The following is a 26,763-nucleotide window of genomic DNA, read 5'->3' on the forward strand; positions in this document are numbered from 1 at the left end:
CACAGGTATACCATGAAAAAAGGAACTGGATATCCAATATGGAAGGTTGTAGCGGGGCATGGATCGCACATAAAGGCAACCCGTGAAATTCTTTCAGTTCAGTACCATGGCGCTACCACCGATATCCCTCTCACAAATCTCGATCATTTGATGATCATGGGAGGGCATCAGATTCAGACATCAGCGATCACCACCTTATTAAAACATCACATTTTTATTTCATTTCTTGAATCTGATGGTGAACCCGCCGGGTATCTGAAACCCTATGGATATACAATGGATGAAACCATGAGGGAGAATCAGGCCCGGGCTACACCTTTTAGTTATGCTCTTGCCTGTGCAAAAGGAGTGGTACGTGAACGGATGCTAACTGTTGAACGCTGGAATGAAGAAGGAGATGGAAAAATTCTCTTCAGTGGTGAACTGGATATACTCAATCAAGCAGCAGATGAATTGGACAGCCTTATAAAAATCGATGAAATAAGCAGAGTTGACAGGCTTATTGGTGATATGTATTATGAAATTATGAGCAGATTGATATCACCTGACCTGAACTATAAACGAAGAACAAGCAGACCTTACCGTGACCCGGTTAATGCTATTCTCTCTTTCGGATACGCTATGCTCACCACAGACTGTACAAGGGCACTCATCGGAGTGCATCTCGATCCAGATCAAGGTATGCTCAATCGGGGAAAGCGATCTTTGGCAACCGATCTTGTAAATTGCTGGAAGACCAGGATGATTGATCTCGTAACTCTTGATCTACTTAATACCGGAGAAATCAGAGAAGATTCATATGAATGTGGAGAAAAACGCTGTATCCTTTCAGAGATGCTCATCCGGAGGCTTATTGAACGGTACCAACATAGTATCAGACAGGATGTTATCGATACACAGGTCAAAACGTTGGTTGAAGCAATAAACGGAAACTCAAACTTTCAAATACACAGATTTTAAGAACAGTAATATTTGGTAGAACAAATAGAGTCCAAAAAAGTTTGGAAAGTTCGGCTAAATTATTGCTGCCGAGGTTTTGCCGGGCTTACACCGATTCTGACTCCCCTGATCTCTGCTCCATCAAGCCGGGATATTACCCGGTTTACATATGATGATGGGATCTGAACAAAGGAATATGCAGGGTACATCTGGATATCTCCCACTGCACGCTCAGGCATGTTACATGCTGAAGATACTGCATATACAATATCACGAGGACTGAATCCATCTTTGCGTCCTGCAGAGATAAACAATCGGGCTGAACCAGGTTGCTCTGAAAACTCTCCACCCACTACTTCGTTAGCACCTGAAGAACCGGTGTAGGCACTCTTTTCTTTCAGGAATGCTGCAGCCAGTTGTACTGGATCAAATCCTTCTGCAACGAGACTCTCGATTACTTCCTGATATTTTGTGAGGTCTTCACTTCCAATAACTGTTTTTATCTTGGATATTGTTTCTTTTGCCCGTGCTTCTGCAATCTCTGCAGCAGTTGGGATAGACATTCGGTGCATGTGTGTGTTGGTCTGCCGCTGGATATCTTTCATCCTCCAACGGTCGCGTGGCATTACAAAACTCACCGATTTTCCACCTTTACCAGCCCGGGCTGTCCGTCCAATCCGGTGGACATAATACTCAATGTCCTGTGGAAGATCATAATTGAAGACCATCTCAACATCTTCAACATCAATACCACGAGCTGCCACATCACTTGCAACAAGAATACTGATAGATCCATGCCGGAATCCACCCATAACACGATCCCGCTCACGCTGTTTCATGTCACCATGAAGAGCCTCTGCAAGATATCCCTGTGCTTTTAGCTTGCTGGCGATGAGATCTACCATCCGACGGGTGTTGGCAAAAACCATAGCCCTGGAAGGGGTATGCCGATCAAGCAGCCTGAAGAGAGCATCGTCCTTTGCTGATTCAACCAGTTCTATGAAATATTGATCAATTCCCGGACCGGTGAGTTCTTTGTGAGCAATCCGGACCATTTCAGGATCACGCTGGTATCTGCGTGATATTTGAAGAATTGGTTTTGGGAGAGTTGCTGAGAAGATAACAGTCTGTCGTTCTCGGGGAACATATGAAAGAATACTTTCAATGTCTGGCCTGAAACCCATGTCAAGCATCTGATCAGCCTCATCAAGAACAACAAGATGAACATTAGACAGACTGAGAGTCGTGCGCGCAATATGGTCCAGAATCCGTCCAGGAGTTCCAATGCAAATATGAACTCCGCGTTTTAACTCACGAATCTGTCCATCAATCGCCTGACCGCCATATATCGGAAGTACATGTATATCTTTTCTGTATTTGAGAAGGCGGGTGTATTCTGCAGCGATCTGCACACAAAGTTCTCTGGTTGGACAAAGGACAAGGACCTGAACTGCCCTGAGTTCCTCCTTACATCGTTCGATGCCCGGGATTGCATACGCTGCTGTCTTCCCGGTACCGGTTTGAGCCTGGCCGGCAATGTCCTGCCCGGCCATGAGGAGAGGGATCGCCTGTTTTTGTATCGGCGTGGGTTCTTCAAATCCCATATCGGAGAGGGCACGAAGGATAGGTGGCGAGAGATCTAGGTCCGAAAAAGAGGATATAGTCATCCCACATCATGGGACTTTTCGACATATATATGCACGGATGGCAGGAGTTCTGCTTTGATTCTATGAATAATAATCAGTCAATCTCCAGAGGTATAATTTTTTGGAAATTATCTTTGTTTTTCGTTTTTTGTATCTGACGTGGCATATAGCAACATAATATTTATTATATAAATATTACTATATTAGATTTAAGCATAGAGATTAATATAATAAAAATCGAATAAAATAAATGTAAAAAAATTTAGCGTTATGCTAAAATTGGGCTAATAGAATCCAGAATTTCTTTCTCAAAAGCTTTTGCTACTGTTTCATCTTGAGATTCAATAAATAACCGAACCAATGGTTCTGTCCCAGAAGGCCGAATAAGAGCCCAGGCATCATCTCTGTCAATTCTAAGGCCATCAATTGTATTGATCCTATCACTTGAAAATTTCTTACTGACAACTTCAATCATAGCCGGGGCTTTATCAGTATGAAATTTATGCTTCAACATTACAGATGGGGGAAGATCATCAACCAAACTGCTCAAAGTCTGTTTTTTAATTGAAAGCAGAAGAACCATCATTGCAGCAGTCATGCCACCATCACGACAAAACTGATGATCCGGATAGATGAGTCCTCCATTTCCTTCACCCCCAAAGATCACCGATTTTCCTGCTTCAATCAGAGATCTCATTCGCCTTGCCACATAGATACTCCCAACAGCAGTGTAATCCACTGTACAGGCGTGACGTTTTCCAATCTGTTCAATAAGTCGGGAAGAACTAACTGGTGTTACAATAATTCCGGACTTTCCATGGCAGACCGCATCAGCAATAAGGGCAAACTCCTTATTCTCTTCAACAAACCGACCCTTGTCATCGATAAAAACTGCACGGTCGGCATCTCCGTCATGAGCAACACCAAATGCTGCTCCAACTGACTTAACCAAATCAGCCAGTGGAGCAAGACCTTCTTCTGATGGCTCAGGATTGCGTGCCGGAAATCGACCATCAGGTTGTGCATTCAGAGTCAGCACACGGCATCCAAGATCAGATAAAATAGATGCAGTTGTCCGGTATGCAGCCCCACAGCCGGGATCAATGGCGACAGTCATTCCTTTGCCTATTCCAGCAGGAACTTTGCTAACAACACCGTCAATGTATTCCTGAAACATATCCGGAGCAGATCGGCTGGATGCTACTTCTTCCCATGATTTAATCGCAAAAGAACTTGAGAAAACCCGTTCTTCTACGAGAATCGAATTTTCATCCCCCATTTCTGTTCCATCGGGCTCAATTACCTTGACCCCATTGTAATTTCCAGGATTATGTGAGGCAGTGATGACAATTCCAGCATCAAAGTGATCCTTCACCAGATACTGAAGACCCGGGGTCGGCAAAATCCCACAATCCACAACATTACATCCAACTGCCATCAGACCTGCTTTTGCAGCTTCGATAAAAGCTGGCCCCGACGTCCTGGTATCTCTTCCAACAGCAATCGTGCCCGGGCGCATACTCCCAACTGCCATTGCGATCTTCATAACCAATTCCGGTGTCATCAATTCACCGACAACACCCCTGACCCCATTTGTTCCAAACAACTGTTTTTTCTTTGCTTCTGCCATGAACATCACATCATATCGGATTCTGAATCATTGACTTCGATGTCAACGCCATCAGAATCACTCTGATCATCTGCTTCTTTCGTCTGTTTGCGTCGTTTTTCTAACTTTGCTTTCTGTTGATCTTCCCGAAGTTTCAATAATCGTGCTGATGCTTCGGCAACCTGGCGCATGATATCAGTGACCTGATCTTCAATTTCTATCTCTTCATCGACTCCAATTGCTGTACTCTCAATTTCAAGTAAAAACCGGGCAACCTCACTAGCTTCAAAGAGGAGATCATCAAGTTCTTCAGGAGTATAAAAACCACACATCGCACCATACAGGAAGGTTGCTCCTGCTTTGTTCACCTTTTTCTTAAACGAACTCCGGGCCTGGTTCACCGCCTGAGGCGAATAGGTACCAGTCATGAAGGGAACAAGTTCTGGCAGGTTACGTCCGATGAAGGTCATCTCTGCGCCCGAAGAGGTCTGAAAGTCAGCACAAAGACGTGATATAGCCCATTCTCGCGCGGTAATGAATGTCCGCTTGCGTAGAAACTGATTCACCTGGTTGTATGAGGCTCCGTCTACCTTCTTGAACTTATGATACTTGCCTGGATCATGTGAACGATGCGACAAATCCATTGTATTACCATGGATCTCTGAATGAGATAAGTACCACTGATATTATCTAAAGAGAAAAGTCGTATGCTGGATTTATAAGCTGTAAGTGATAACATATAGAAGGTTCCAAGCGACCAAATTTGTGCCCAGATAGTGTAGTGGCCTATCATGTCGGCCTGTCACGCCGACGACTCGGATTCGAATTCCGATCTGGGCGTATCCTTCTTTGATTTTTTTATTCAGTAGTTAAATAATATAGAGATTAAACAGGCTAGTTGATACGGTAACATCCATCTGGTACTACAATCTCAAAGCAAGCTCCACTGCCTGAGATTCCAATCTCCTTAATTGTAATTCCGGTTATCGAGAGGATCTCCCGGACAAGAAAAAGACCAAGACCAGTATTTTTCCCATACCCACGTTCAAAGATCCGTTCCTTGAGATCATAGGGAATCCCAGTTCCGTCATCTTCAATTGTAATAATAACCCGCTTATCATCACTCACATAAGAGGCACGAATATGTGATACATGACCCCCATGCCTCCCAGCATTATCAATCAGATTGTAAAACACACGTTCAAGAAGCGGATCTGCGTAGATAGACAGACCATGAAGTTTATTCTCAATTACACCATCTGTAACTAGTCCCTGCTTAGATATCTGATCGAGCATTTCACCGATCTCCCGCCATTCAGGAGCATGAACTCCCATATCCTGATAATCACCGGTGAACTCAATCTGGTCCCTGATAGTATATGCTGCTTTTTCAAGCATTTCAACCATTTCAGTCATCTCCGGATTGGTACTCATCCTCTTTATAATCGGGAGTATACCAAATAACACCGTAATCCGGTTCCGGATATCATGCCTTGTAATGCTTGAAAGTAGGTTGAGTTTCTCGTTGGTTCTCATCAGAGCTTCTTCAACAAGTTTACGGGAACTAACGTCACGGATACTCTGGACCGCTCCAATAAGTCTTCCCTGTGAATCGAACAACGGATTTGCCACAATCGAAAGATACATAGGACCATTTACTGTCTTTGGAAGATACTCTTCCGTTGAGAGAGTTCCATCATGCATAGATAAATCAGTATAATATTGGTCGGCAAGCAGGGCAGGTTTGAGAATAAGATCCAGAAGCATGGGGCGTTTGTATCCATAAAATGGTATCGCATATTCCTGCTGTCCCCTACCAATGATCTGGTCTTCAGTGATCTTAGTAAGACTCTCCATCGCAGCATTCCAGAGAATTACCCAGCCATCCTTATCAACGACAAACGTTGCATCAGGGAGACGGGAGAGTACATCTTTGATTTGACGATGTGATTCACGGAGTGATTCACTCTCCATAAGAATTTTCCATGCAAGCCGATGCTCAGTAATGTCCTGCACATTCAGGATCCAGTATGGCATACCCCCCATATCAGAGATGAGCGTAAGATCATTCAGGGTAGGAAAGAGAGTCCCATCCCGGTGCTGATGATCTGCTTCAAACACGAAATGTCCATACAACTCAGCTTTACGGAGATATGCAGGAAAGTCTTTGCGTAAATCAGATGAGAAAAGCGAGGTCATAGGGACAGAATAAATCTCTTCCCTGGTATACCCATGCATCAAAGCATATGCTGGATTGATAACATCAACCTCATCATGGATACCGGTAATTATTCCTGCCTGAGTATGCTGAACAATATCAGCAAGTTTCCGGTTTGATACTTCCATCTTTTTACGTTCGGTGATATCTATTGCAAACCCGCGTAATCCAACAACATCCTCATTTTCGAGGACTCTGATAGTATAGAAGACCATGGGAAATTGGGTGCCATCCCGACGTGTAGCCATATATTCCTGACCAGATATTCGTTCACCTGCCAAAATCCGGCCCATGTTTTGTGCAAGACGTTTCTGGTCTTCAAGAGCGACCAGATCTCTTGCAAATAACCCTTCCTCAAGATCTTTAGGAGTATATCCAGAGACCTGAAATCCGAGCCGGTTTAGAAATGACAAGCGACCAGATAAATCAACTTCAAAGACAAATTCAGGTAATGAATCGGCAAGTTCACGATACTTACGTTCACTTTCTTCAGTCTTACGCAGTGCCTCAAGAAGTTCTGTCTCCGAGCGTGTTACCCTATCAAAAACTGGAATTAGAGCTTGTGCAAGTTCAGAGAGTTCATCACCACTGGATAACGGGGATTCGAAAACTTCGGTAGAGGATTTATTTTTCTTTTGGGCACAGGTTATAAGAACAGCAAGTCGCCTGAGAACCAGACGATCCATGAACAACAATGTAATAACAATAAAGATGAGACCTATAGCCACCAGGAGAACTAGAAAACTCCCGATTGTGATTAAACCCTGATTATAGATAGTCCGATCACTAGTAACCTGTAATAGAAACTTTTTTGTCCCAGTAATATCCCTGACCGGAATAGATCCAACAACTCTGTCAGGGCCTGATACATTAAATTGTACCAAGGGAGTTATAGAACTCATATTCCGGACATCCCCCCAATCTAGCCCTGAGCCTTCATCAGTATCAGATATGGGAACGATTGAAAGATCAAGTGATGTTATGTCAGATACTTTGTGAATCTCTTCAGGATCAAGATACTTACCAAATATGAGATAACCTGTAGAGGGTCCATCATATGTGCTTGTCAAAATTGGTTGAGATACAACTATAAGTGGATCAGATCCAGTGATAAGAAATCCAGATCTACTGCTGATGAGAGCATCATGTGAAAAGAGGTAAGGAGTGGAGAGGATAGAAGATAGTTCGCTATCATTTATTTCTCGAGCCTGATGAGATGAGGTGTTATATCCAGTTGCATACACGACACCATGGCTCAGATTCAGAAAGACCAGTAAATCGACATCAAGGTTTTCAAATGAATCAGGGTTGAGATTTTGATCAATGTATGCCTGATTATCTCCTTTAACAAAAAAATAGGTCTCATTCCATCGTGACCATTCTCCACATTTTGATTCAACGAGACTCTGTTCATAGTCAATTGCTTTGAGTGCCTGCACAACTGAGTTACGGGTATTCTTCTCTTCAAACCCTGCATAACTTTCTGTTAAAACTAAATGTGAGAGACCAAGAATCAGTGCAATCGCTCCAAGGAGCGTAAGACCCAGAATTAACAATGTCTTAATGCGCAGATTCATAAAATAATATATTTATATTAAAATTCAGGATACGATTTTATTCGCTAGCCGGGTTGAGCTCCAGGAAATATCCGCTGATATCTCCAAATGAATCATTGATCATAAATATCTTTGGCACTACCTGTTTTGAATGCTGAACTTGTTTTAATTTAAGTGGACGTTCAAATACAGGATCAAGTGAAAAAATATCTACTGATTCGCCAGATGTTGGATCTTCCATCATAATTAATGATGGAGCGTCAGATAACAGAAGATCAGAATATGATTTCTCAAGTAGGAATTCTGCAGCATCATTCATCCATATGATGCGGTTACGGTCATTTAAGAGGACAACAGGTTTTAACGATCCTGTCAACTCTTCACATTGAATCTGTGTCAGGCCTCCAGTCTTACCTTCTGTGGTACCTGTAAGTTTTTCGTGCAGATTGATACTTACCTGTATTGTTGTATTAAGGATATTCTGGTTGATCGGTTTTACAAGAAAACCGAAAGGATCTGCTTCTTTGGCATGTATGAGAACCTCTTCCTCATCATGGCCTGTAACAAAGATCACCGGTATATTGAATATATGAAAAAGGATGCGGGCTGTCTCAATTCCGGATATATGACCCAGAAGATCGATGTCCATGAGCACGATACCAGGCTTTCTGGCTGCAACCCGTGAGATAGCTTTTTCACCTGAGTTTACAGGTTCATCAGCTGAAAAGCCACTGTCTTTGAGGATCGTCTCAAGAACGCGGGCTATGATTGGATCATCCTCAACAATGAGGATGCTGTAATCCTTTTTTGAATCATTCATCGGCGTTACTCCTGCACTCATTGAACACGGGGGGGTTCAGGATACTATTGTTATGTGTAATACAGAGATATAGGGGTTATGAAAAAAATTCCTGTATAAATAATCGTAAAAACCTGGATGAGAATATGTATGTAAGTAAGTGGCAGACCTCATGGTCTTAAATTTACATATCGGGAATGATGCCTGGAACATAATATGATCAAACCGACACGATTTGGAGCAGGTTGTCTGCTCACCCAACCTGAAGTCTTTCCATCAGTTGCAGAACTTCTGGACAATGAGGCCATCGGACATATTCAGTTATTGGTAATACCCCAGTCTGATGTAACATTTCAGACCAACATAGAAATTTTTGAGCCATACTCTGGAAAAATACGGATCCATGCCCCACACCATTTCCATCAGGTGAACCCATGTGATCCAGATCTCTACTCTTCAGGGATATTCAATATAAGAGATCACATCGAATCGGCGATGAGTCAGACCCTGGAGTCGGCAGATCGGACAGGTTCAGAGATCATTGTACTTCATGCAGGAAGATATCGACATGGCCAAAAGGAGGAAGCAATTGCCAGGTTCCATAATTTCCTGGATCTGTACCCAGATCCACGATATATCCTTGAAAGCCTTCCCGATCTTCAGCGTGGCCCAACATATCTTGGTACAACCCCAGATGAACTCAAAATTCTTGGAGCAGGTACTGTCAAAGGGGTTTGCCCTGACTTTCCACATCTCTGGTGTACGTCAAAAGTCAGAGATATACCGTACCTAGATCTTCTTGATGGAATGGCACAACTTGGAATGAAATTCAGTCATCTTTCAGGAAGTCCGGGACCTGATTCAGACAGACAGCATCTTCTCTTTGATGATCCTGACAACATTTTTAACTTAGGGCTTCTTAGATCATTCCTGACTGTTCATAAGGATCTTGAACTTAGCCTTGAGTTTCCAGTTGATGACCCAGCCATAATAATGCGACAGGTTGCCATAGGATCAGAATGTTGATCCTTTCCTTTTTTGATCAAGTCTGCTAGGATCATGAAGATGAGAGATCGTAAAAATGATATGAATATTATAATTCATAGATTGCGCAGAATAGGTATTCTGCGTAAAACTTATTAAAATAGAAATTATACGTATAATCAAGTGAATTCAGGATATTTTTCAGAATGGATTCCCCGGTTTATCCAGTATCTGAAAATGCGCAATTATTCGGCGAAAACTTTGGTCAGTTATGACCAGACACTAACACGGTTTGGTCATTACATCTGGATGACCCGAAATAGCCGGGCTGCCATCACCCCTGAGTCATTTCAAAAACATCCTTTACGACTTGAGACCGAAGTAGAAGTCAGTGCAATTGAGATCACAGGATACCTCTCATTCCTGACTCAGAGTAGGGAGTATCATGCCACCACTCTGAACAGGATCCTCTCCTCGCTCTCCTCTTTTTATAGGTTTATGATCATGCAGGATGTACTCTCAGCAAATCCGGTACCTCGCATTGATCGGCCACGAGTGAAAGATGTCGAACTCAGATATCTCAAACATAGTCAGGTTATCAGACTACTCAGATCAATCCCAGACCCCAGGGACAAACTGATCGTCAGGATCATCTATGCCACCGGAGTGCGAGTATCAGAACTTTGTTCAATCAATGTTGAAGATATTGATATCGATGACCAGATGATCAGAGTCAAAGGGAAAGGAGGAAAGATCAGAATGGTATTTGTCGATCAAGAGACCCTGGATGATATTGATCTCATGATAGGAGACCGCCTAACAGGTCCACTTTTCTATGGGCAACAGGGGCACCATATCTCACCGCGAACTGTGCAACATATCTTTAGGAAATATGCACCAGAAGGTATCACCCCTCATAAGATTAGGCATAGTTACGCAAGTGAACTCTATCGGAGGTCCAAAAACCTTAGAGTCGTACAGGAAAATCTGGGCCATGCATCAATAAAGACAACCGAGGTGTATCTGCATACTGATCTTGATGAGCGTCGCAGAGTCTATCATGACTTCTTCCCACTTTCTTCTTCAGAGCATGAGTGAGCAGCAGTATAGTATATCAGGCCATCCCATTACCGATACGAGAATGAAAAAAACTATACGGACTGCTGATGGAAAATGGCTTGACATTAATCCTGATACAGATGTCAACATTATTCGCCAGCCACGAAATGTTACTCGGACAGGGACTGATTTCGCCCATGGTGAGGATCTCTATCTTACAACAGACACACATAATGTCAGACATTACTATGTGATCTCCTGGGTAGCTGAAGGAAGAAGCACTAAAGAGTCATACAGGACCTTGACCGAGGAACAGAAAGATACATTCATCCGCGACCATGTTCACAGAGCAGGAAAAATAGGCCTTGATCCAGATGTTGCTGATCACATAGAAAAATTATTTCCAGGCTTTTTGAAACGAAAATAGCCAGATGTTATTGATTGAACTACTCGGGTATACCAACCACGGCAACCGGATGAATCAGCACGGTCTTTAAGAGATCAGATCCAATAGATACAGGCCTTGTAGTCATATGTTAGCATGGACTCATAGGCATAATACCCCCGTAGTGTAGCGGTCAATCATCTCGGATTTTGGTTCCGATGACGACGGTTCGAATCCGTCCGGGGGTACTTATTTTTTTACATTTTATGATGGATTATTGGTATATGATATCCAGCCATCACAACAGTTATGTACTCGTCCAAATAATCTCCTATCACCGAGTACCGGAGTAGTTACACATATGATAGGCATTCGATGGATCGATTTTGATCATATCCCTGACCGGTTATCCGGACTTATAGACCTGTCCTATAATCTCTGGTCATCATGGCATCCGGAAGCCCAGATGCTATTTAAAAACCTGAACAAGCAGGGCTGGAAGGAGAGTATTCATAACCCGGTACTGATGCTGCAGCAGCTTCCGCCTGAAATTCTCCAGGAGGGAAGCGAAAATCCGGAGTACACCAATCAATATGATGCTGTCATTGCCAAATTCCAAAGGTATATGCTAGCCAAAAATCAGTGGTTTACCGAGTATTACCCTGAACATCAACGTCATAAGATTGCGTACTTTTCAGCAGAGTACGGATTGCAGCACTCACTTCCATTTTATGCCGGTGGGCTAGGATTTCTAGCCGGCGACCATTTAAAAGAATGTAGTGATCTTGGAGTTCCGGTTGTAGCTATCGGATTCATGTACTCAGACGGATATCTTCACCAACGGATTAGAAGTGACGGATGGCAGGAGGACGTTGAAGAAAAACTTGACCGGGATAACGCTCCTATCAAACGGGTCTTGAACAAAGATGGAGAACAACTCATTCTACAGGTCCCGTTCATCACTCCGCAGATACATTTCTCTATCTGGCGGGTAGACATCGGCAGGATCATTCTCTATCTCATTGACACAGAAATTGAACAGAATCCCCCACACCTGCGTAATATCAGTAGCCGCCTTTACAGTAGTATAAACGAAATGCGACTTCTACAGGAGATTGTTCTTGGAGTAGGAGGTACTCACCTCCTTCATGAATTAGGAATCCAGTACTCTGCGATTCACTTGAATGAGGGACACGCATCGTTCGCTCTTGTGGAACGGTTTAGGCAGAAAGTCGAGGCAGGACTTGATCCCACTGAGGCCTGGCGTCAGGTTAAGGAGACATCCCTTTTCACAACCCATACCCCAGTACCTGCTGGGCATGACAAATTCCCCCATTGGATGCTTGATAAGTACTTTGGTCAGTATTATGGGGCATTGACAATGACACGTGATGAGTTCCTAAAAGCAGGATCTCATCAGGAAGATCCACCAGACATGTTCAACATGGCTGCGTTTGCCCTCAGGATGTCTGCCTATTCAAACGGAGTGAGTGTAAAACACGGGGAAGTTGCAAGAAAGATGTGGCATTTCCTCTGGCCTGAAGAGAAACTCGATGATGTTCCAATTGGATCAATCACCAACGGAGTCCATGTTCCAACCTGGATGAACCCGCGGTTGATCCAATTGATGAACAGATACCTCTCACCTATCTGTCCGGACTGGCTCGATCACCATGACAAGGATTATGTGTGGGCACTCATTGACAGGATTCCTGATGAAAAACTCTGGGAACTCCATTATAATCTAAAAATAAAACTGATAAACCGTATCCTCCAATTCAAGCGACGTGATTGGATGAAATACCAGGCAGATTGTGCAAACGTAGTCGCCGGAGGGGCCCTGATTGATCCAAACACACTTACAATAGGGTTTGCACGAAGATTCTCAACGTATAAACGTGCTGATCTTATCTTCAGAGATCTTGACCGCATTAAAAAAATTCTGAACAATCCCTGGAAACCAGTGCAGATCATCTTTGCAGGAAAAGCACACCCTGCAGACGATGAAGGAAAGCGGATATTACAGCGTATCTACCAGTATGCCCAACAACCAGAGTTTGGTGGAAGGATCGCTTTTATTGAAGACTATGGTGAACAGATTGCCAAATATCTCGTTCAGGGTGTTGATATCTGGATGAACAACCCGGTTCCACCTCTTGAGGCAAGTGGTACAAGCGGGATGAAGGCCGCAGTGAATGGAGTACTCAATCTCTCTATCGGAGATGGATGGTGGCTTGAGGGATACAACAAGAAAAACGGATGGATATTTGGAGATAACCAAAAAAACTCGGGTGGAGATCGTGACTGGGAGGATGCCATTGAACTGTATGATCTTCTGGAAAAAGAGATCGTTCCACTCTACTATGATACAAATCTTGATAATGTCCCCCATGCCTGGGTGCAGATGATGAAAGAGACGATAAAGAGTAATGCACCTAAGTTTTCAGCCAGAAGAATGGTGAAAGAGTACGTGCATAAATATTACATTCCGGCAATCTCATGCACAGAATGCAATAACGCATTCGAACCATTCCATTAATTTTTAAAATCAGAAGGGAAGTATTACAGTTATGCTTCTTCTTCCTCTTCAGGATTCTCAACTTCAACATCAGAGATTGCAAGTTGATACATCCAATCCAGGAGAAGATTACACTCATTCACTGAGCATTCCAAATCACAGGCTATACAAGGGATTAACTCTTCACCGGCAAGAAGACAGCGGGGGTCAACCGGGCCTTTCTTAGCTATCAGACGAAATGTCTTGATGCCATCCTGCCTGTACTCAATCCTCTCCACCCGGTTGGTATCAAGGAGCTTTTTAACGATACGGGAGCATTTCCGGCTGTCAACTCCCAGCATCTTCCAGAGTTCACTCTGCAGAACACCTTCAGGCTGACTAGCTATCAGCCTGAAAGCGTCTTCTTCGGATCCGGTCATGATCAGATTATGCTACCGGTGCAATCGAGAGAATGTTGTTACCCCTGATGACAAGCGATCCAAGGTCACGCCTATTTGCTGCATCAGTTGTCTCTATACTATCTTCAAGATGCAGATTCAGATACTCATCAACGGCGACCAGCCTGCCCTGGAAGATCCGTCCTTCGTCTTTCATCTCCACTGAAATGGTACTGTCAACGAGAGAATATACCTTTTTTATTGGAAGGACAATGCTGCTAACCATCTGCCTTAGGTGAGGGACCCTGGCATATTAAAGGTTCCTAAACAGGGGAGATGGGATCAAAGGAATTATTGTTCCCTGTAAATTTCTTCGATCTTTTTAATGATACCCGCACTCCCAATATAGATAGGAGTCCTCTGATGAACTTTTTCAGGCTGTATATCTAGTGGACTTTGATACCCATCAGTTATGGCGCCACCTGCCTGGGTGATAATGTATCCTAGCGGATTTGCTTCAAAGAGTAGGCGAAGCTTACCCTTGGGACTCTTTTTAAGGGCAGGATAAGTGTAGATTCCTCCATAGACTAAGAGTTGGTGACAGTCTGCAACAAATGAACCAGAGTACCTGACCTTGAAACCCTTTTCATCAAAGTAACTAAGAACCTTTTCATGGGCTGGAATGTAGTCTTTATACACCCCGCCTGATCCATATATCTTCCCTTCAGGAATATCAAATGACTTTTTCAAGAGGTAATAATGCTCGGATTTAGGATCCCAGGCAAAACTTTGAACTCCCTTACCTACAGAAACGACCAGAACAGTCAGAGGGCCAAAGAGTGTGTAACAGGCAGCTTTGAGGTTTGAACCTTTCTGCATTACCCCTCCACTTTCGTAAATACCTACAATAGTTCCGACGGCAAGGTTTGTTGAGATCAATGATGAGCCATCGAGTGGGTCCATCACCATTGCATATTCACGCCTGGAATTCTCAAACCTTATGATGTCTTCCTGTTCTTCTGAAGCAATCTCCCTGACGTATCCAGATTCACCAATAACTTTGATCAGATGAGCATCAGCCCACTTGTCTAAAGCTGCCTGAACTTCACCTGAGGCATTCAGGGTATGTTCATAAAACTGATTATCTAAAAAGGCTTTTCTGATTGGCTCCATCTGGCGTGAGATGAGGCGGATGAGTTGAACAAGATCGGGATCACAGCCACAATCTTCGAGATATTTCTGAAGATAAACCATTCTATTACTCTGTGTCAATGAAGGTGGATCATTATTGTATATACCGGCTTGGATCTGGAGATAAGAACACTCCGAGTCTTTCAAACTCATCCAAAGACATTTTATATATTCAATGAATATTCTCTACCCAGAGGTTTTACTTGGTCTCACTGCTTCTGATAGATACAGATTTTGATTTTTGTTCGGGTATCTATACGGAATTCGGAAAAAACCAAAACTATTCGCTCCATATTATTTCATCATGGAATGAGGCACGAGAAACACTGGTTCATCACAGCATCGATATTATTATTTCTGGCTTTGACTTGAAAGAGAGCCTTGAATTCTTAAGGGAGATCAGGAGTTCAAAAAATTTAACTCCCTTTATTATTCTGATAAAACATGGTGATGAAACGGGGATTATTGAAGGAATTAGTCAGGGGGCAGATCTTGTCCTTCCAAAAACTGATCCTATCTCACTCTGCCCTGCATTGGATACTGCCATTAACCGTTTTTTATCACAAATATCAACCTCTTCCTCGTGGAAAGAGGTTGTGCCTATATCTATGCAAGATAATGTATCATCAGAGTCAGATTACGCTGTCAGAGATTATAGAGTTGTCTTAAATGCAATTCCCTTACCAGTCTTTTTACGAAACCTCAATGGAATTTATATTGATTGTAATACTGCATTTGAAAAGTTCGTTAGAATTAATAAAAACGATATTGTAGGTAAGTCAAACTATGATTTCTTTCCAAGAGAGGTCGCTGACCACTATCACTACATGGATGAACTCATTATTGAAAACCCATATGTCCAGCAATATGAATATAGTTTCGAGAATCACCAGGGAGGGACCAATAATATACTCATTTCAAAAAATGTCCTTCAAATTGGAGACGGAAAAATTTGCGGAATTATCGGAGTCATTTTTGATATCAGTGATCGTAAGAAGTTTGAGGAGATCGTTTATACCAGTGAAGAAAAATACAGGACGTTAGCAGATTACACATATGACTGGGAGGCATTGATAAGTCCAGAAAGAATATACCGGTATGTCTCGCCATCCTGTGAGAGGATAACGGGATATCTGCCTATTGATTTTATTTCAAATCCCGATCTTGTAATCAACATTACTCATCCTGATGACATGGAGAAGATACAACGCCATTACCTGGGTGGTTTCAACCAAGATACCGGTCCTTTCCAGACAGACTATCGGATCATTACCCGTTCAGGAGAAGAACGCTGGTTAAGTCATATCTGTCAGTCCGTATTTAGGGATGATGGCTCCTGGATTGGACGCCGAGAGAGTAAATGCGATATCACATTCAGAAAAGAGATCGAAAAGGCATATTTAGAGACAAATCTGAAACTTAATCTCCTTTCAAGTATAACCAGGCACGATGTTTTAAATCAACTATCAGCTCTTGTTGGCTATACAGACATTGCATTAGAAATGACCACCGATCCTGATATCGGTGTCATGCTGAAACGGGTTATGTCAACTGCGAAAACCATATCAGACCAGATTTCTTTCACACGGACATATCAGGATATCGGAATCAAGGCTCCGGCATGGCAGGAAGTGAATGATGTTATCAAACGAGCAACAGCCGGTGTCTCAATTGAATTTATTGAGATAGACGTAACATTAACAGGTCTTGAGGTGCTTGCTGATCCACTCCTTGAAAGGGTGTTCTTCTGTCTGCTTGACAACTCAGAGAGACATGGAAAATACGTTACACGATCACGGTTCTCATGCCGGGATGAGAATGAATGTTTGATTATCGTGTACGAAGATAATGGAGTTGGAATCGATACTCGCGAAAAAGATCGGGTTTTTGATAGAGGATATGGAAAAAACACGGGGTTTGGACTCTTTCTTGCCAAAGAAATCCTTGCAATATCTGGAGAGTCAATTACTGAGAAAGGAGAACCCGGAAAGGGAGTTGTATTTGAGATTAGATTCCAACCAGGATCATTCAGACGTCGTCCGTCAACCTGACCACTATGGGTCCCAAATTACCATGTAGCTTTATCGGGAAAGGTAACTGAATATGAGGTATGAAATCAATGAGATGCACGATATGTGGACATATCTATAATCCAGATACCGGAGACGGGGAAATTCAGGCTGGAGTTGATTTTGCTGATGTCCCAGATACATGGAAATGCCCGATATGCATGGCTGACAAATCCATGTTTATTACAGTATGAAACCGTCAAGGATCAATTCACCCAATAACCTTTACAATTTTTCCATCCTTTATCACCGAGACACGGCCACCACTTTCAGATACAACAAATCCAACTGTCCGGGTGACTGTTGTTATTGCTGCTGTTGATGAATGCCGGGTTCCCATTCCTTTTGGAAGAGATGCCTGACTGGCGTCTACAGTAATGTATCGTCCGGCAGCCTCAAGCATACCATCCCCTGAAACAACGAAAGCACCATCGAGAAGGGCATATTCTTTTAGCATCTCTCGTACATCTTTCTTAATAACCGTCCGCATATCAGCTGGATGACCATAAAACGGATTAAGAATAAGTTGACGGGAGCGGGCCATCACTCCATCACGGTCACCAACAAGAAAAGCTGTACCAACAGGTTTACCTTCGCGACCTTCACGTGCTATCTCAATACATGCCTGTAGAATGGCATCAAATACTTCAGGAGTTATATCTGTCCCTTCAATCACCCGATCACGCCAAATCCGGGTACTGATTCGACCTTCACCTTCCGGGGTCTGATCAGTCATATCAGTGCCAATACAAAGAAGGCCGGTAAGCTCCCCTGATGGTGTATAGTATGCTTTTGTTGTCCAGGCGATGTAGATTTTACCACCATCTCTTCTTTGATGTTCCATGATATGGATAGCAGTTGGTTCAGATTCATTTGCCACCCCAAGAAAAAGATTGAGAGGGGCAACAGATTCATGATCAACTCCGGGAGGGAGTAACATACTGATGTGATCTCCCTCAAGTCCCAGATCCATATATCCAAAACACCGGAGAGTCGCATTGTTTGCAAAGGTGATGACGCCATCTGGATCCATCTTAAGAACAAGTGTCTCAGACAACCAGAGTTTCTCCCTACATTCCCGTTCGGTCTCACGAAGCCTGGCTTTAAGTTCCTCAGGTTCGCGACGATCCTCAAGAAAAATTATTCCCGACGATACATCAGAATCCCTATGTAGAATGAAAACACTCACTGGGATTGGCCCTTCAGGGGTGATTAAACTCGCTTCATACCGGGTACCTGACTCTTCATCTGAAGAGAGCAGATCCGAAATATGGAGTCCTTTTATTTGATCTGATGATCTTCCTAAAAGGTTCAGACACGCCTGATTAAAATCAGTGATCTTACCATCTTCAACATAAAAATAGGCAAGAGGCATCGAGGCAATGATACGTCTTTGAAGATCATATCCTGTTCTGAATGAACGTTCCAAACGTCCCCGGTTTGAAGCCTGTCTTATTGAAGAAATCAGTGAACGGGACGCAGCCTGACCCGGAGAAATGATTGTTATACCAGCAGTAACATCAGTAACAACGAGAGAGGAATCAATAACATTGTAGAGCAGAAAGACACTGGAATCTCCCCGTGACCTGACGTCATGATTCCATTGTATTAGATCTAAAGAGTGGGTTGGTTCTGTAGAACCCGGATATCCAGGTCCAGGAACTAGAATAATATCAAAGGCAATTCTGGCATCCTGTACCTTCCCCGCCTGTAAAGAAGCAGCCTGGACCAGGTCAACCTCCATCTGACCGGTGAGATCAGAGACCAGTATATCACCGCCAGGGCCATGAATCAGAAGAACCCGGATCATTCCATCCCCATTGACTAACCAGTTATTCTGCGATAAGGTGTTCTATGTTTTTATTTATTATATGATGTTTTAGTCTGTCGGATACCTTGGAAAGTAATGATACACATTTATTGATCAGAATCACACGATGTCGTACTGATTCATATGGCGATAAAGAGGAGTCGGGTTATTGCGGAGGGGCGTGTGCAGGGTGTTGGGTACCGGATGTTTGTCAGGGATCTTGCAGCCATGTACCATCTAAACGGATGGGTGAAGAATTGTACAGATGGTACGGTTGAAGTAGTGATCGAAGGTGAAGAAGAGAGTGTTAATGAAATGATTGAGGCGATGTATGCCAGGGATTCATACGTAATCAGGGTTGATCGCCTCATTACTAAAAAGGAAACCCCGATTGGTGACACCGGATTTGAAATCCGTAGATAATTAAGGGCATATAAGAAGTACAACCATGCAATAATCGAGAATGTTCTAACATAAGTTCTACCGCTCGATAAACAGAATTAATTATCTCCTGTTTTCTTATGAGAACCTTGACATTACAGAAGAGTATATTTATTTATACTGTATGGATAAGATGCTATACTACTGGGTACATCGTCAATCATCGTGCCCTGTTTCACTCGGGCATAATTATGGAGATTAAATTATGGGCGAAGATTCTTTAGATATCGTCAATTCTTTTGACAGCCCTGCTGTACAATCATTGATTGATAATATTCCCTGCCCGGTCCTAATCATGAAAGAAAACCACTTTTGTGGTTGTAACCAGACAGCCGGGAAATTATTCAAATCTTTAGATAAATCATTTATCATCGGAAGGGATCTGCTTGGAATTTCTCCATTAAAACAACCAGATGGTTCAGACTCAGCAAATCATGTTGGATCCCTCCTCTCCCGTGTTACTCCAGGAAAAATTCTCAATATTGAGTGGAGATTTTCCCGTTCTGATAATACTACATTTGATGGGAAAGGAACGATACGCCAGACAGACCCGGCCTATGGGGACTTTCTTATCTTTTCTTTCATAGATAATAGTGCAGAATCCAGGGCTATCAGAGATATTCTCGAGATATCAGAAGAGATGAAGAAAGGAAATCTTCGCACACGAATCTCTTCTGAAGGATACCATGGGGATCTTGAGACATTAATAAACAGAATAAACGAGATGCTGGATGATATCCTTTACCCATTCAGAGATATGAGCAAGGTTCTGGTCAAAATTTCCAACGGCAATATCCATTCTCGGATAAACCAGACATATCAAGGAGATCATGAACGTATCAGAACGGCCGTAAATAGTGTCGCAGATGTTATCATAGAACTACAGAATGAGATACTTCGCATTACAAAAGCCGCACAGAATGGTTCCATTACCGAACGTGGCAATCCTAGTAAGTTCAAAGGTGCTTATGCAGAGGTAATCACCGAGATAAATGATATGCTCAACACGATCATAAACCCCGTAATGCAGGGATACCGTGTTTTGAGAAAGATAAAGGGAGGTGATTTAAGCGACCGTATGGAGATAGAATGCGTAGGAGACCACGCAAAACTGAAGAATGCTATTAATAATGTGCATGATTGGCTGACTGAGTTGATAGTATATGTAACACGTATTTCAGAGGGAGATCTCACAGCCTCGATTAAAAAGGCGTCTGATCAGGATCAGATATATGAACCCCTCATGAAGATGCGTGACAATATCAGGTCACTAATTGATGATGTAAATGCTCTTGGAAAAGCTGGGACGGATGGAAAACTGTCAGTCAGGGCTGATCCAATGCGTCATAAGGGAGAGTTCAGAACCATTATCGAAGGGATGAACAAGACTCTTGACTCTGTAGTTATTCCTGTCAATGAGGCAATGGTGGTTTCTGAAACCTATGCTAATTATAATTTCGCACGACGGATAAATCCTGCTTTACCCATGCTGGGAGACTGGGCAGATTTTAAAATCGCGCTAGATCAGGTCGGATCCAATGTCTCTCAGGCAGTCAGCATAATTAATGAGCAGGTAGTTAGCCTGAATTCAGTCGTCACTCAGACTCATGGAAGTATTAACGATGTTAGTCAGGGAACAAATGCTCTCGCAGATATCGCCCAGGCTGTGAGTCTAAACGCAGAGAGAGGTAAGGATGGGATTGCACAGATTCTGAAGGCCATGGAAGATCTCGCAATAAATGTGACAGATGTTTCAGCACGGGCTGACGAAGTGAATCACCTGGCAATAGATACGAGTCATCTCTCATCGAAAGGAACTGATCTCGCCAAAGGGGCTGAAAATGGAATGGAAGAGATAACCCATTCCACAGATCAGGTTGTAAAGATCGTTCATGAGATTATGGACGAGATGAAGACCATCAGTAAGATCACAAAAGTCATTTCAGATATTGCTAGCCAGACAAATCTTCTTGCACTCAATGCTGCAATCGAGGCAGCCCGGGCTGGAGAGGCAGGAAGAGGATTTGCAGTAGTGGCAAGTGAAGTCAAATCACTAGCTCTCGAATCACGTCAATCAGCAGAAAATATCACAGGTATGATAGAGAGTCTGCAGAAGAAAACCGAACTTGCATCAAGCACAATGGATCAGAGTGCAGTGTCTGTCCAGAGTGGAGGAAAGGCACTTTCTGAGACACTCAAAGTATTCAACGAGATCATAGGATCTATTTCCACAATCAGTGAGAGAATGGATCAGGTTGCACGATCAGCTGAGCAACAGGCAGCGGCAGTTGAAGAGATCACTGCTTCTATCAATGAAGTAAATGAGATGGTTATGAATACATCCAAAGAAGCAGTATCAGCAGCAGCAGCAAGTCAGCAGGCGGCAGCAGCAACAGACCAGTTAACAGACCAGTCTGAACTGGTCTTTTCAGTCGCAACCCGTCTGCATAGTGAGATGCAGAAATTTACAGTCAGTTAAATTGTTTACCCATTATTCACCTTTTTCAGGTGAAAAAGATACAGGTTTCTCTGTAATTTCTTCACGGCACAGTCAATCTAATCCGGTGCTGTCCAGTATAAATTGTCATTTTGGGAGGACGGACAAAACCTGCAATAGTCATATTGGTATTCTTTGCAAACTCGATTCCACCAGCAAATGCCGCGTTGTTGCTGATAACGACAGGTATTCCAGCACGGTAGGCTTTTGCTACCATATCAACAGGGAGCCGACCGGAACAGACCAGATAACAATGGTTGATGTCCACACCTTTTTGAAGTGCTACACCTACCGCCTTGTCAACAGTTGTGTGACGACCCATGTCCTCAACTCCACAGATCACTTCTCCATCCTCTCTTATTATCAGGCTGCAGTGCATACCACCGGTACGCTTCCAGATAACTGAGTACTCATTTACCTTCTCCATCGAACTGAAGATCGTGTCCACCCCCAGGCACATCCCATCCGGGAGAGGAGGTAGTGAGCAGTCAGGGAGAAGATCACGGCATGAACCCCCAGAACTATTTTTTGAGAACTGTCCTTTGATGGTACTTTCAGAATTACATTCAGATAGGACTCTGATTTCAGGCAGATCAATATGTATTGAAGTGATCTCCTTGACTTCACGGATATACCCCTCACATATCAGATGTCCAATTGCAAATGATTCAAGATCGACAGGGGTAATTGAGAGATCTCCGATGAGAATGTCATTGAGAAATAGCATCACCCGTGATTCAGTACACACCTCCACTGAACTCTGATTGATAGAATCACCAGATACTTTAACAGACGAATACATGATGGTTACACCAGGGATACCCTCATTCTGAGAAGACATACAGATCCTCTGTGATTAGAAGTGTAGTAAGGATGATGATGCAAAGTTTTGTGATAGATTCAGGTAAAAAAGGGAAAATATAAGATAAGCAGTCAGGAGGGATTCCTGATGCTAGCATTCAGTTATCTTACTTTATTTTTTCTCATGATCCAGAGGGTGGATATGAAGCACTTCTTCTTCAACCTCCTCAACCCGGTGAACTATCTGATCAACAAGTGAGAGAACAGCTGGCATTACTGCTACTGCACCGATCAATGAGAACATTACTGCAATGATTGTTGTAAGTCCAAAGTTGCTAATGATCGGAAATGACGAGAGGATCAAAGCAGAGAAACCAAAGAAGGTCGCAAGTCCTGAAACAAGAATTGCTGATCCAATCTTTCGGACACTGTTTTTGATAGCCTCGATAACATCATCGGTAATCTCTCTCTCCTCCAGATAGCGTTCCATCACCAGGATGGTATACTCTGCAGCAACACCTATCGTCATCGAACCGAGACATGCTGTCATCGGGTTGTAATCAATGCCGAGAATATACATTGCAACAGCATTCCACCCGACAATGGCTACTATCGGAACTATTGGGGTAAGTGCATTGATATTACGATATACCAGACCAAGGAATAAAGCCACGAGGACAAATCCCAGGTATGTCATTGCTTCTTTACTCTCAATCAGCTGGCTGATCAGGGTGGTGAAGAGATCAAAGCTACCGGTAATACTGGTCTGGATTCCTGGTGGAGGTTGATGGAGCTCGAGATCACCTTTCATCTGATCTTTCAGATTACTCTTTGCAGGAGTTTCCATCTTGGTTGTATACAACTGAATGACAGCTTCTGTTTTTCCGTTCAGGTACTGTTTTTTCGTTCCTGCAGGAATTTTCTCCAGAGCATTATCAAGTTCACTCTGGGTTTGAGGCATCGTCCCATTGTTATAAGTGATTACATAATCTGCAATACTCACTGCATTGGTAAGTCTTGTCGGATGAAGATCCATCTCCAGGGTTGTGAACTCTTTCATCCACTTAACAGTGTCAAGTGCAAGAACATTATCACCATACACAAGAATTGGAGCCGGATCAGTGGATCCCACGATCCTTGTCACCTTGTCAAGCGTGACCTTTGCCGGCATATCAGGCGGAACAAAGGCATTCTGATTGGTGTCAATAGGGATCCGGGAATCCATCTGAATTCCAACAAATGCAACAAAGAAAACTACAAGCAGAACAGGCACCGGGTTCTTTGCAATACCTACTGCAAGTTTGGACAGGCCGAAATCAATACTGTCAGTAAGCTTTGACTTTCCAGCTCCTTTTGCTTTATAATCAATCAGAATTGCAATAAGCGGAATTCCAATGAGAGATGTCAGGTAACATACAACCACACCGATGATACTCACAAGACCGAAGCCCTGGATCATCGGGACCGGGGAGATAAACATGGCGAAAAAACCCATTGATGTAGCAAGCATTGCATACATCACAGCCGGGCCGGTTTTGGTTACCGTTATCCGGATAGCTTCTGGAAGTGGGTGCGTGCGTGCCTCTTCTTCAAGACGCGAATGGAACTGAATAGCATAATCGATTCCAAGTCCGATCATGACAGGGAATGCAGATATGACCGCCATACTCACGGTCACGTGCCCAAGTCCTACCACACCAAAAGTGAGGAGTAGTCCTATCGTTACTATCAGAACAGGCAGGAACCGGTGACTGACATAAGAGAAGAGCAAACCCATTACAACAACCATTAGCAACAAGGCTGCCATAATGAGAGTCATCATGGATTTACCCATCTCATTCTTCATCTCCATGCTGAAGGCTGCATCACCGGTTAATTTTACAGATAAGCCAGGAGGGATATCAGTACTGTCGATGAATGAAAGAATATTCTTCATCGCAGATTCTTTCTTTGTGTCACTAAGGCCCGGTTCGAGGGTCACCATCGCCATATTCAATAGGTTAGATGGAATGTACCGCTTAAGAACCGAGGGAGCAATCTTCTGCTCAACTTCTGTGACTTCACCGGACGAAAGCGGAAGGGTGCCATTGTTTGCCTGCTTGATTACATCTGTGACACTGGCAGTGCCTGAAACATACTGAAGTTTCTGAATCGGCCCCATGATCGAGTCGATGTAAGCAAGAATTTCAGGACTCGTGGGATCGTTACATTCAAAGAGCAGAACAAGAGTGTTCTGCTGGAACGTGTCGGAATAATGGTTTGAGATGATACCGCTTTGTGAATTTTTATCAAGATAGGTATCATTTCCGGTAGCCATGGATATCATGCTCATCCCAACAAGGGATATCAGCATGAGAACCAGCATTACTTCAGCAAGGAGCCGGGGCCGGTGAACCACAAGATCTGCAACACCGGAAAAAAATGATTGCATAGGTACCTCACAACCGGAATGTCGGTTAACGGACCTGCTTCTGGCGCCGGGTGTGAATGGTATATCCGGCACCGATGATGATTACGAGCAGTAGGGCAATCACGATTGGGTTTCCAAGCAGCGATGCAATACCACCGGAAGGCACAACAGATACTGGTACCTTTACAGTGTCAGAGATCTGGCTGTTATCAAGGGCATCACGATATCTAACCTCTGAATCGAGTCCATAGGTCTTCTGTGTGGCATCTGATGCTGTACTTATCTCGAACTTTGCTGTTCCGGACTCGCCTGGTTTAAGGTCTCCAAGGTATGCCAAATCATCATTGCTTGTAAAGGGATCTACTGCACTGATACGAGCTTCTGCACTGTATGCTGTTGCAGCACCATCATTGCGATAGGTGACAGAGACTGCCTGTTTCTTTCCAGGTGAGGTTTCACCTGCAGGGCTGGTTACCGTAAATGCAACTTTAGATCCAACCGGAACACCAAATTCCTCTACAGGCGTTTCAAGGGTTTCTCCGTCAGCGTTTTCATACGAGACGAGAACTGAGAGTGGATAGGTCTGTGGTTCTCCATCTTTGGAAACAGATACCTTGAACTTTGTATCTACTGTCTGCCCTGGTTCAAATGTTCCGATATACACAGTACTGTCAACAGGAACGATCGGGGAGTTGCCGTTACGGCTCAGTTTGGCGATAGCTTTCTTTCCAGTGTCAGCACCGCTGTTCTTCAATTTAAGAGTAACATACCCTGATCCACCTGCATTAATGTTTTCAGGAGTAACGGAGAGAACATCAAGATTGATTGCTGATTTGACAACGAATGGCAACTCTATCTGAAGTTCCTTCTTTATATACCGGTAGGTGAGACTATCTGTTCCCTGTTGATCAGCATCAGCGAGGTAGGTGTACTCAATGGTAAGCGGAAGAGTGTAGGTACCTGCTTTTGCATCGTCCTTTACCCTGATATCAAAGGTAACCTGACTGTTGTTGGATGCTTTAACATCACCGATCATCTGTGGATCTGATTTAATCAGAACCGGAGCATCTCCCGCTCCAAGGGTTACTTTTACCATCTTCGCAGTACTTGGAACATCGTCACGATCTACGATTCCGGTCTGAACCATCTTGATGGTGTTCAGGCCGGTATTCTGGATCAGAACCTTCATCTGAACTGTAGTTCCGGGAGTAAATTCATTACTTCCTGCAATACTAGCAGTGATGTTTGGTGAACCGGACATATACTTCGTTCCTGCAAGTGCAGGTGAGGTTATCAATGCTGCAATAAGCAGACCAAATACAACCAGGATGAATGATTTGCGTATCATACTTAAACTCATAGTAATTCTCATGAAATTTTTGTGTTGATTATTTTTCTTAGGTGTTGTGTTCGTAATGTGATGGACACAATTTGGACAGATTCATGCGTAACTT

General features: G+C 43.3%; 21 protein-coding genes and 2 tRNA genes. 11 read left to right on the forward strand and 12 right to left on the reverse strand.

The window, feature by feature from the left end; translation table 11 throughout:
* Nucleotides 1–12 precede the first annotated feature (12 nt).
* Nucleotides 13–960, forward strand: a complete 948-nt coding sequence (gene cas1, locus DK846_RS05230) for a CRISPR-associated endonuclease Cas1 (protein ID WP_109967883.1) — start codon at nucleotides 13–15, stop codon at nucleotides 958–960.
* A gap of 59 nt (nucleotides 961–1,019) precedes the next feature.
* Here the strand turns inward: cas1 and DK846_RS05235 are convergent, their stop codons facing one another.
* The 3 genes from DK846_RS05235 to DK846_RS05245 form a co-directional block, all read right to left on the reverse strand.
* Entirely contained in the window at nucleotides 1,020–2,606 is a 1,587-nt protein-coding gene (locus DK846_RS05235; RefSeq protein WP_109967884.1) for a DEAD/DEAH box helicase, read from the reverse strand.
* A 247-nt stretch (nucleotides 2,607–2,853) separates the two neighbouring features.
* Complete coding sequence (gene glmM / locus DK846_RS05240; RefSeq protein WP_245926477.1) at nucleotides 2,854–4,215, reverse strand: phosphoglucosamine mutase; 1,362 nt, start codon at nucleotides 4,213–4,215, stop codon at nucleotides 2,854–2,856.
* A gap of 5 nt (nucleotides 4,216–4,220) precedes the next feature.
* Nucleotides 4,221–4,838 (reverse strand): DUF5806 family protein, encoded by a 618-nt coding sequence (locus DK846_RS05245; protein WP_219970636.1) that lies wholly within the window; start codon nucleotides 4,836–4,838, stop codon nucleotides 4,221–4,223.
* Between the two features lie 123 nt (nucleotides 4,839–4,961).
* Between DK846_RS05245 and DK846_RS05250 the strand changes: the two genes are divergently transcribed.
* Nucleotides 4,962–5,034, forward strand: a tRNA-Asp gene (locus DK846_RS05250).
* Between the two features lie 54 nt (nucleotides 5,035–5,088).
* Here the strand turns inward: DK846_RS05250 and DK846_RS05255 are convergent.
* Together DK846_RS05255 and DK846_RS05260 are read right to left on the reverse strand one after the other, a co-directional pair.
* Nucleotides 5,089–7,989 (reverse strand): PAS domain S-box protein, encoded by a 2,901-nt coding sequence (locus DK846_RS05255; protein ID WP_109967886.1) that lies wholly within the window; start codon nucleotides 7,987–7,989, stop codon nucleotides 5,089–5,091.
* Between the two features lie 37 nt (nucleotides 7,990–8,026).
* Nucleotides 8,027–8,788, reverse strand: a complete 762-nt coding sequence (locus DK846_RS05260; RefSeq protein ID WP_181391636.1) for a response regulator — start codon at nucleotides 8,786–8,788, stop codon at nucleotides 8,027–8,029.
* Between the two features lie 195 nt (nucleotides 8,789–8,983).
* Here DK846_RS05260 and DK846_RS05265 point away from each other — a divergent pair, with 195 nt between their 5' ends.
* The 5 genes from DK846_RS05265 to glgP all read left to right on the forward strand — a co-directional run bounded on the left by DK846_RS05265 (nucleotide 8,984) and on the right by glgP (nucleotide 13,734).
* Nucleotides 8,984–9,793, forward strand: a complete 810-nt coding sequence (locus DK846_RS05265; RefSeq protein ID WP_109967888.1) for an apurinic/apyrimidinic endonuclease family protein — start codon at nucleotides 8,984–8,986, stop codon at nucleotides 9,791–9,793.
* 141 nt (nucleotides 9,794–9,934) lie between these two features.
* Nucleotides 9,935–10,849, forward strand: coding sequence for a site-specific tyrosine recombinase/integron integrase (xerA, locus tag DK846_RS05270; protein ID WP_109967889.1), 915 nt, complete (start codon nucleotides 9,935–9,937; stop codon nucleotides 10,847–10,849).
* Entirely contained in the window at nucleotides 10,842–11,237 is a 396-nt protein-coding gene (locus DK846_RS05275; RefSeq protein ID WP_109967890.1) for a hypothetical protein, read from the forward strand. Before xerA ends, DK846_RS05275 begins: the two co-directional genes overlap by 8 nt.
* Before the next feature lie 133 nt (nucleotides 11,238–11,370).
* Nucleotides 11,371–11,443, forward strand: a tRNA-Gln gene (locus tag DK846_RS05280).
* A 113-nt stretch (nucleotides 11,444–11,556) separates the two neighbouring features.
* Nucleotides 11,557–13,734 (forward strand): alpha-glucan family phosphorylase, encoded by a 2,178-nt coding sequence (gene glgP, locus DK846_RS05285; RefSeq protein WP_109967891.1) that lies wholly within the window; start codon nucleotides 11,557–11,559, stop codon nucleotides 13,732–13,734.
* 29 nt (nucleotides 13,735–13,763) lie between these two features.
* Here the strand turns inward: glgP and DK846_RS05290 are convergent, their stop codons facing one another.
* From DK846_RS05290 to DK846_RS05300, 3 genes are all read right to left on the reverse strand, one after another.
* The gene (locus tag DK846_RS05290; RefSeq protein ID WP_109967892.1) at nucleotides 13,764–14,132 is read right to left on the reverse strand and encodes a helix-turn-helix transcriptional regulator; all 369 of its coding nucleotides are present in this window, start codon (nucleotides 14,130–14,132) and stop codon (nucleotides 13,764–13,766) included.
* A gap of 7 nt (nucleotides 14,133–14,139) precedes the next feature.
* Entirely contained in the window at nucleotides 14,140–14,376 is a 237-nt protein-coding gene (locus DK846_RS05295; RefSeq protein ID WP_109967893.1) for an LSM domain-containing protein, read from the reverse strand.
* 65 nt (nucleotides 14,377–14,441) lie between these two features.
* Nucleotides 14,442–15,344 (reverse strand): class 1 fructose-bisphosphatase, encoded by a 903-nt coding sequence (locus DK846_RS05300; RefSeq protein WP_109967894.1) that lies wholly within the window; start codon nucleotides 15,342–15,344, stop codon nucleotides 14,442–14,444.
* A 140-nt stretch (nucleotides 15,345–15,484) separates the two neighbouring features.
* Between DK846_RS05300 and DK846_RS05305 the strand changes: the two genes are divergently transcribed.
* Nucleotides 15,485–17,332, forward strand: coding sequence for a hybrid sensor histidine kinase/response regulator (locus DK846_RS05305; protein ID WP_109967895.1), 1,848 nt, complete (start codon nucleotides 15,485–15,487; stop codon nucleotides 17,330–17,332).
* A 59-nt stretch (nucleotides 17,333–17,391) separates the two neighbouring features.
* A complete protein-coding gene (locus DK846_RS05310) occupies nucleotides 17,392–17,544 on the forward strand; it encodes a rubredoxin (protein WP_109967896.1) in 153 nt (50 codons plus the stop codon).
* A gap of 17 nt (nucleotides 17,545–17,561) precedes the next feature.
* Here the strand turns inward: DK846_RS05310 and DK846_RS05315 are convergent, their stop codons facing one another.
* Nucleotides 17,562–19,160: a diadenylate cyclase gene (locus DK846_RS05315; protein ID WP_109967897.1), complete on the reverse strand. Its 1,599-nt coding sequence runs from the start codon at nucleotides 19,158–19,160 to the stop codon at nucleotides 17,562–17,564.
* A gap of 144 nt (nucleotides 19,161–19,304) precedes the next feature.
* Between DK846_RS05315 and DK846_RS05320 the strand changes: the two genes are divergently transcribed.
* Together DK846_RS05320 and DK846_RS05325 are read left to right on the forward strand one after the other, a co-directional pair.
* Entirely contained in the window at nucleotides 19,305–19,583 is a 279-nt protein-coding gene (locus tag DK846_RS05320) for an acylphosphatase (protein ID WP_109967898.1), read from the forward strand.
* A gap of 223 nt (nucleotides 19,584–19,806) precedes the next feature.
* Nucleotides 19,807–22,080, forward strand: a complete 2,274-nt coding sequence (locus DK846_RS05325) for a methyl-accepting chemotaxis protein (RefSeq protein WP_109967899.1) — start codon at nucleotides 19,807–19,809, stop codon at nucleotides 22,078–22,080.
* Between the two features lie 61 nt (nucleotides 22,081–22,141).
* On the opposite strand, the gene fdhD is transcribed toward DK846_RS05325, so the two are convergent.
* From fdhD to DK846_RS05340, 3 genes are all read right to left on the reverse strand, one after another.
* The gene (fdhD, locus tag DK846_RS05330; RefSeq protein ID WP_109967900.1) at nucleotides 22,142–22,939 is read right to left on the reverse strand and encodes a formate dehydrogenase accessory sulfurtransferase FdhD; all 798 of its coding nucleotides are present in this window, start codon (nucleotides 22,937–22,939) and stop codon (nucleotides 22,142–22,144) included.
* 132 nt (nucleotides 22,940–23,071) lie between these two features.
* Nucleotides 23,072–25,330: an efflux RND transporter permease subunit gene (locus DK846_RS05335; RefSeq protein WP_109967901.1), complete on the reverse strand. Its 2,259-nt coding sequence runs from the start codon at nucleotides 25,328–25,330 to the stop codon at nucleotides 23,072–23,074.
* 25 nt (nucleotides 25,331–25,355) lie between these two features.
* A complete protein-coding gene (locus DK846_RS05340) occupies nucleotides 25,356–26,657 on the reverse strand; it encodes a COG1361 S-layer family protein (protein ID WP_109967902.1) in 1,302 nt (433 codons plus the stop codon).
* Nucleotides 26,658–26,763 lie beyond the last annotated feature (106 nt).

Source organism: Methanospirillum lacunae, from assembly GCF_003173355.1.
GTDB lineage: Archaea > Halobacteriota > Methanomicrobia > Methanomicrobiales > Methanospirillaceae > Methanospirillum > Methanospirillum lacunae.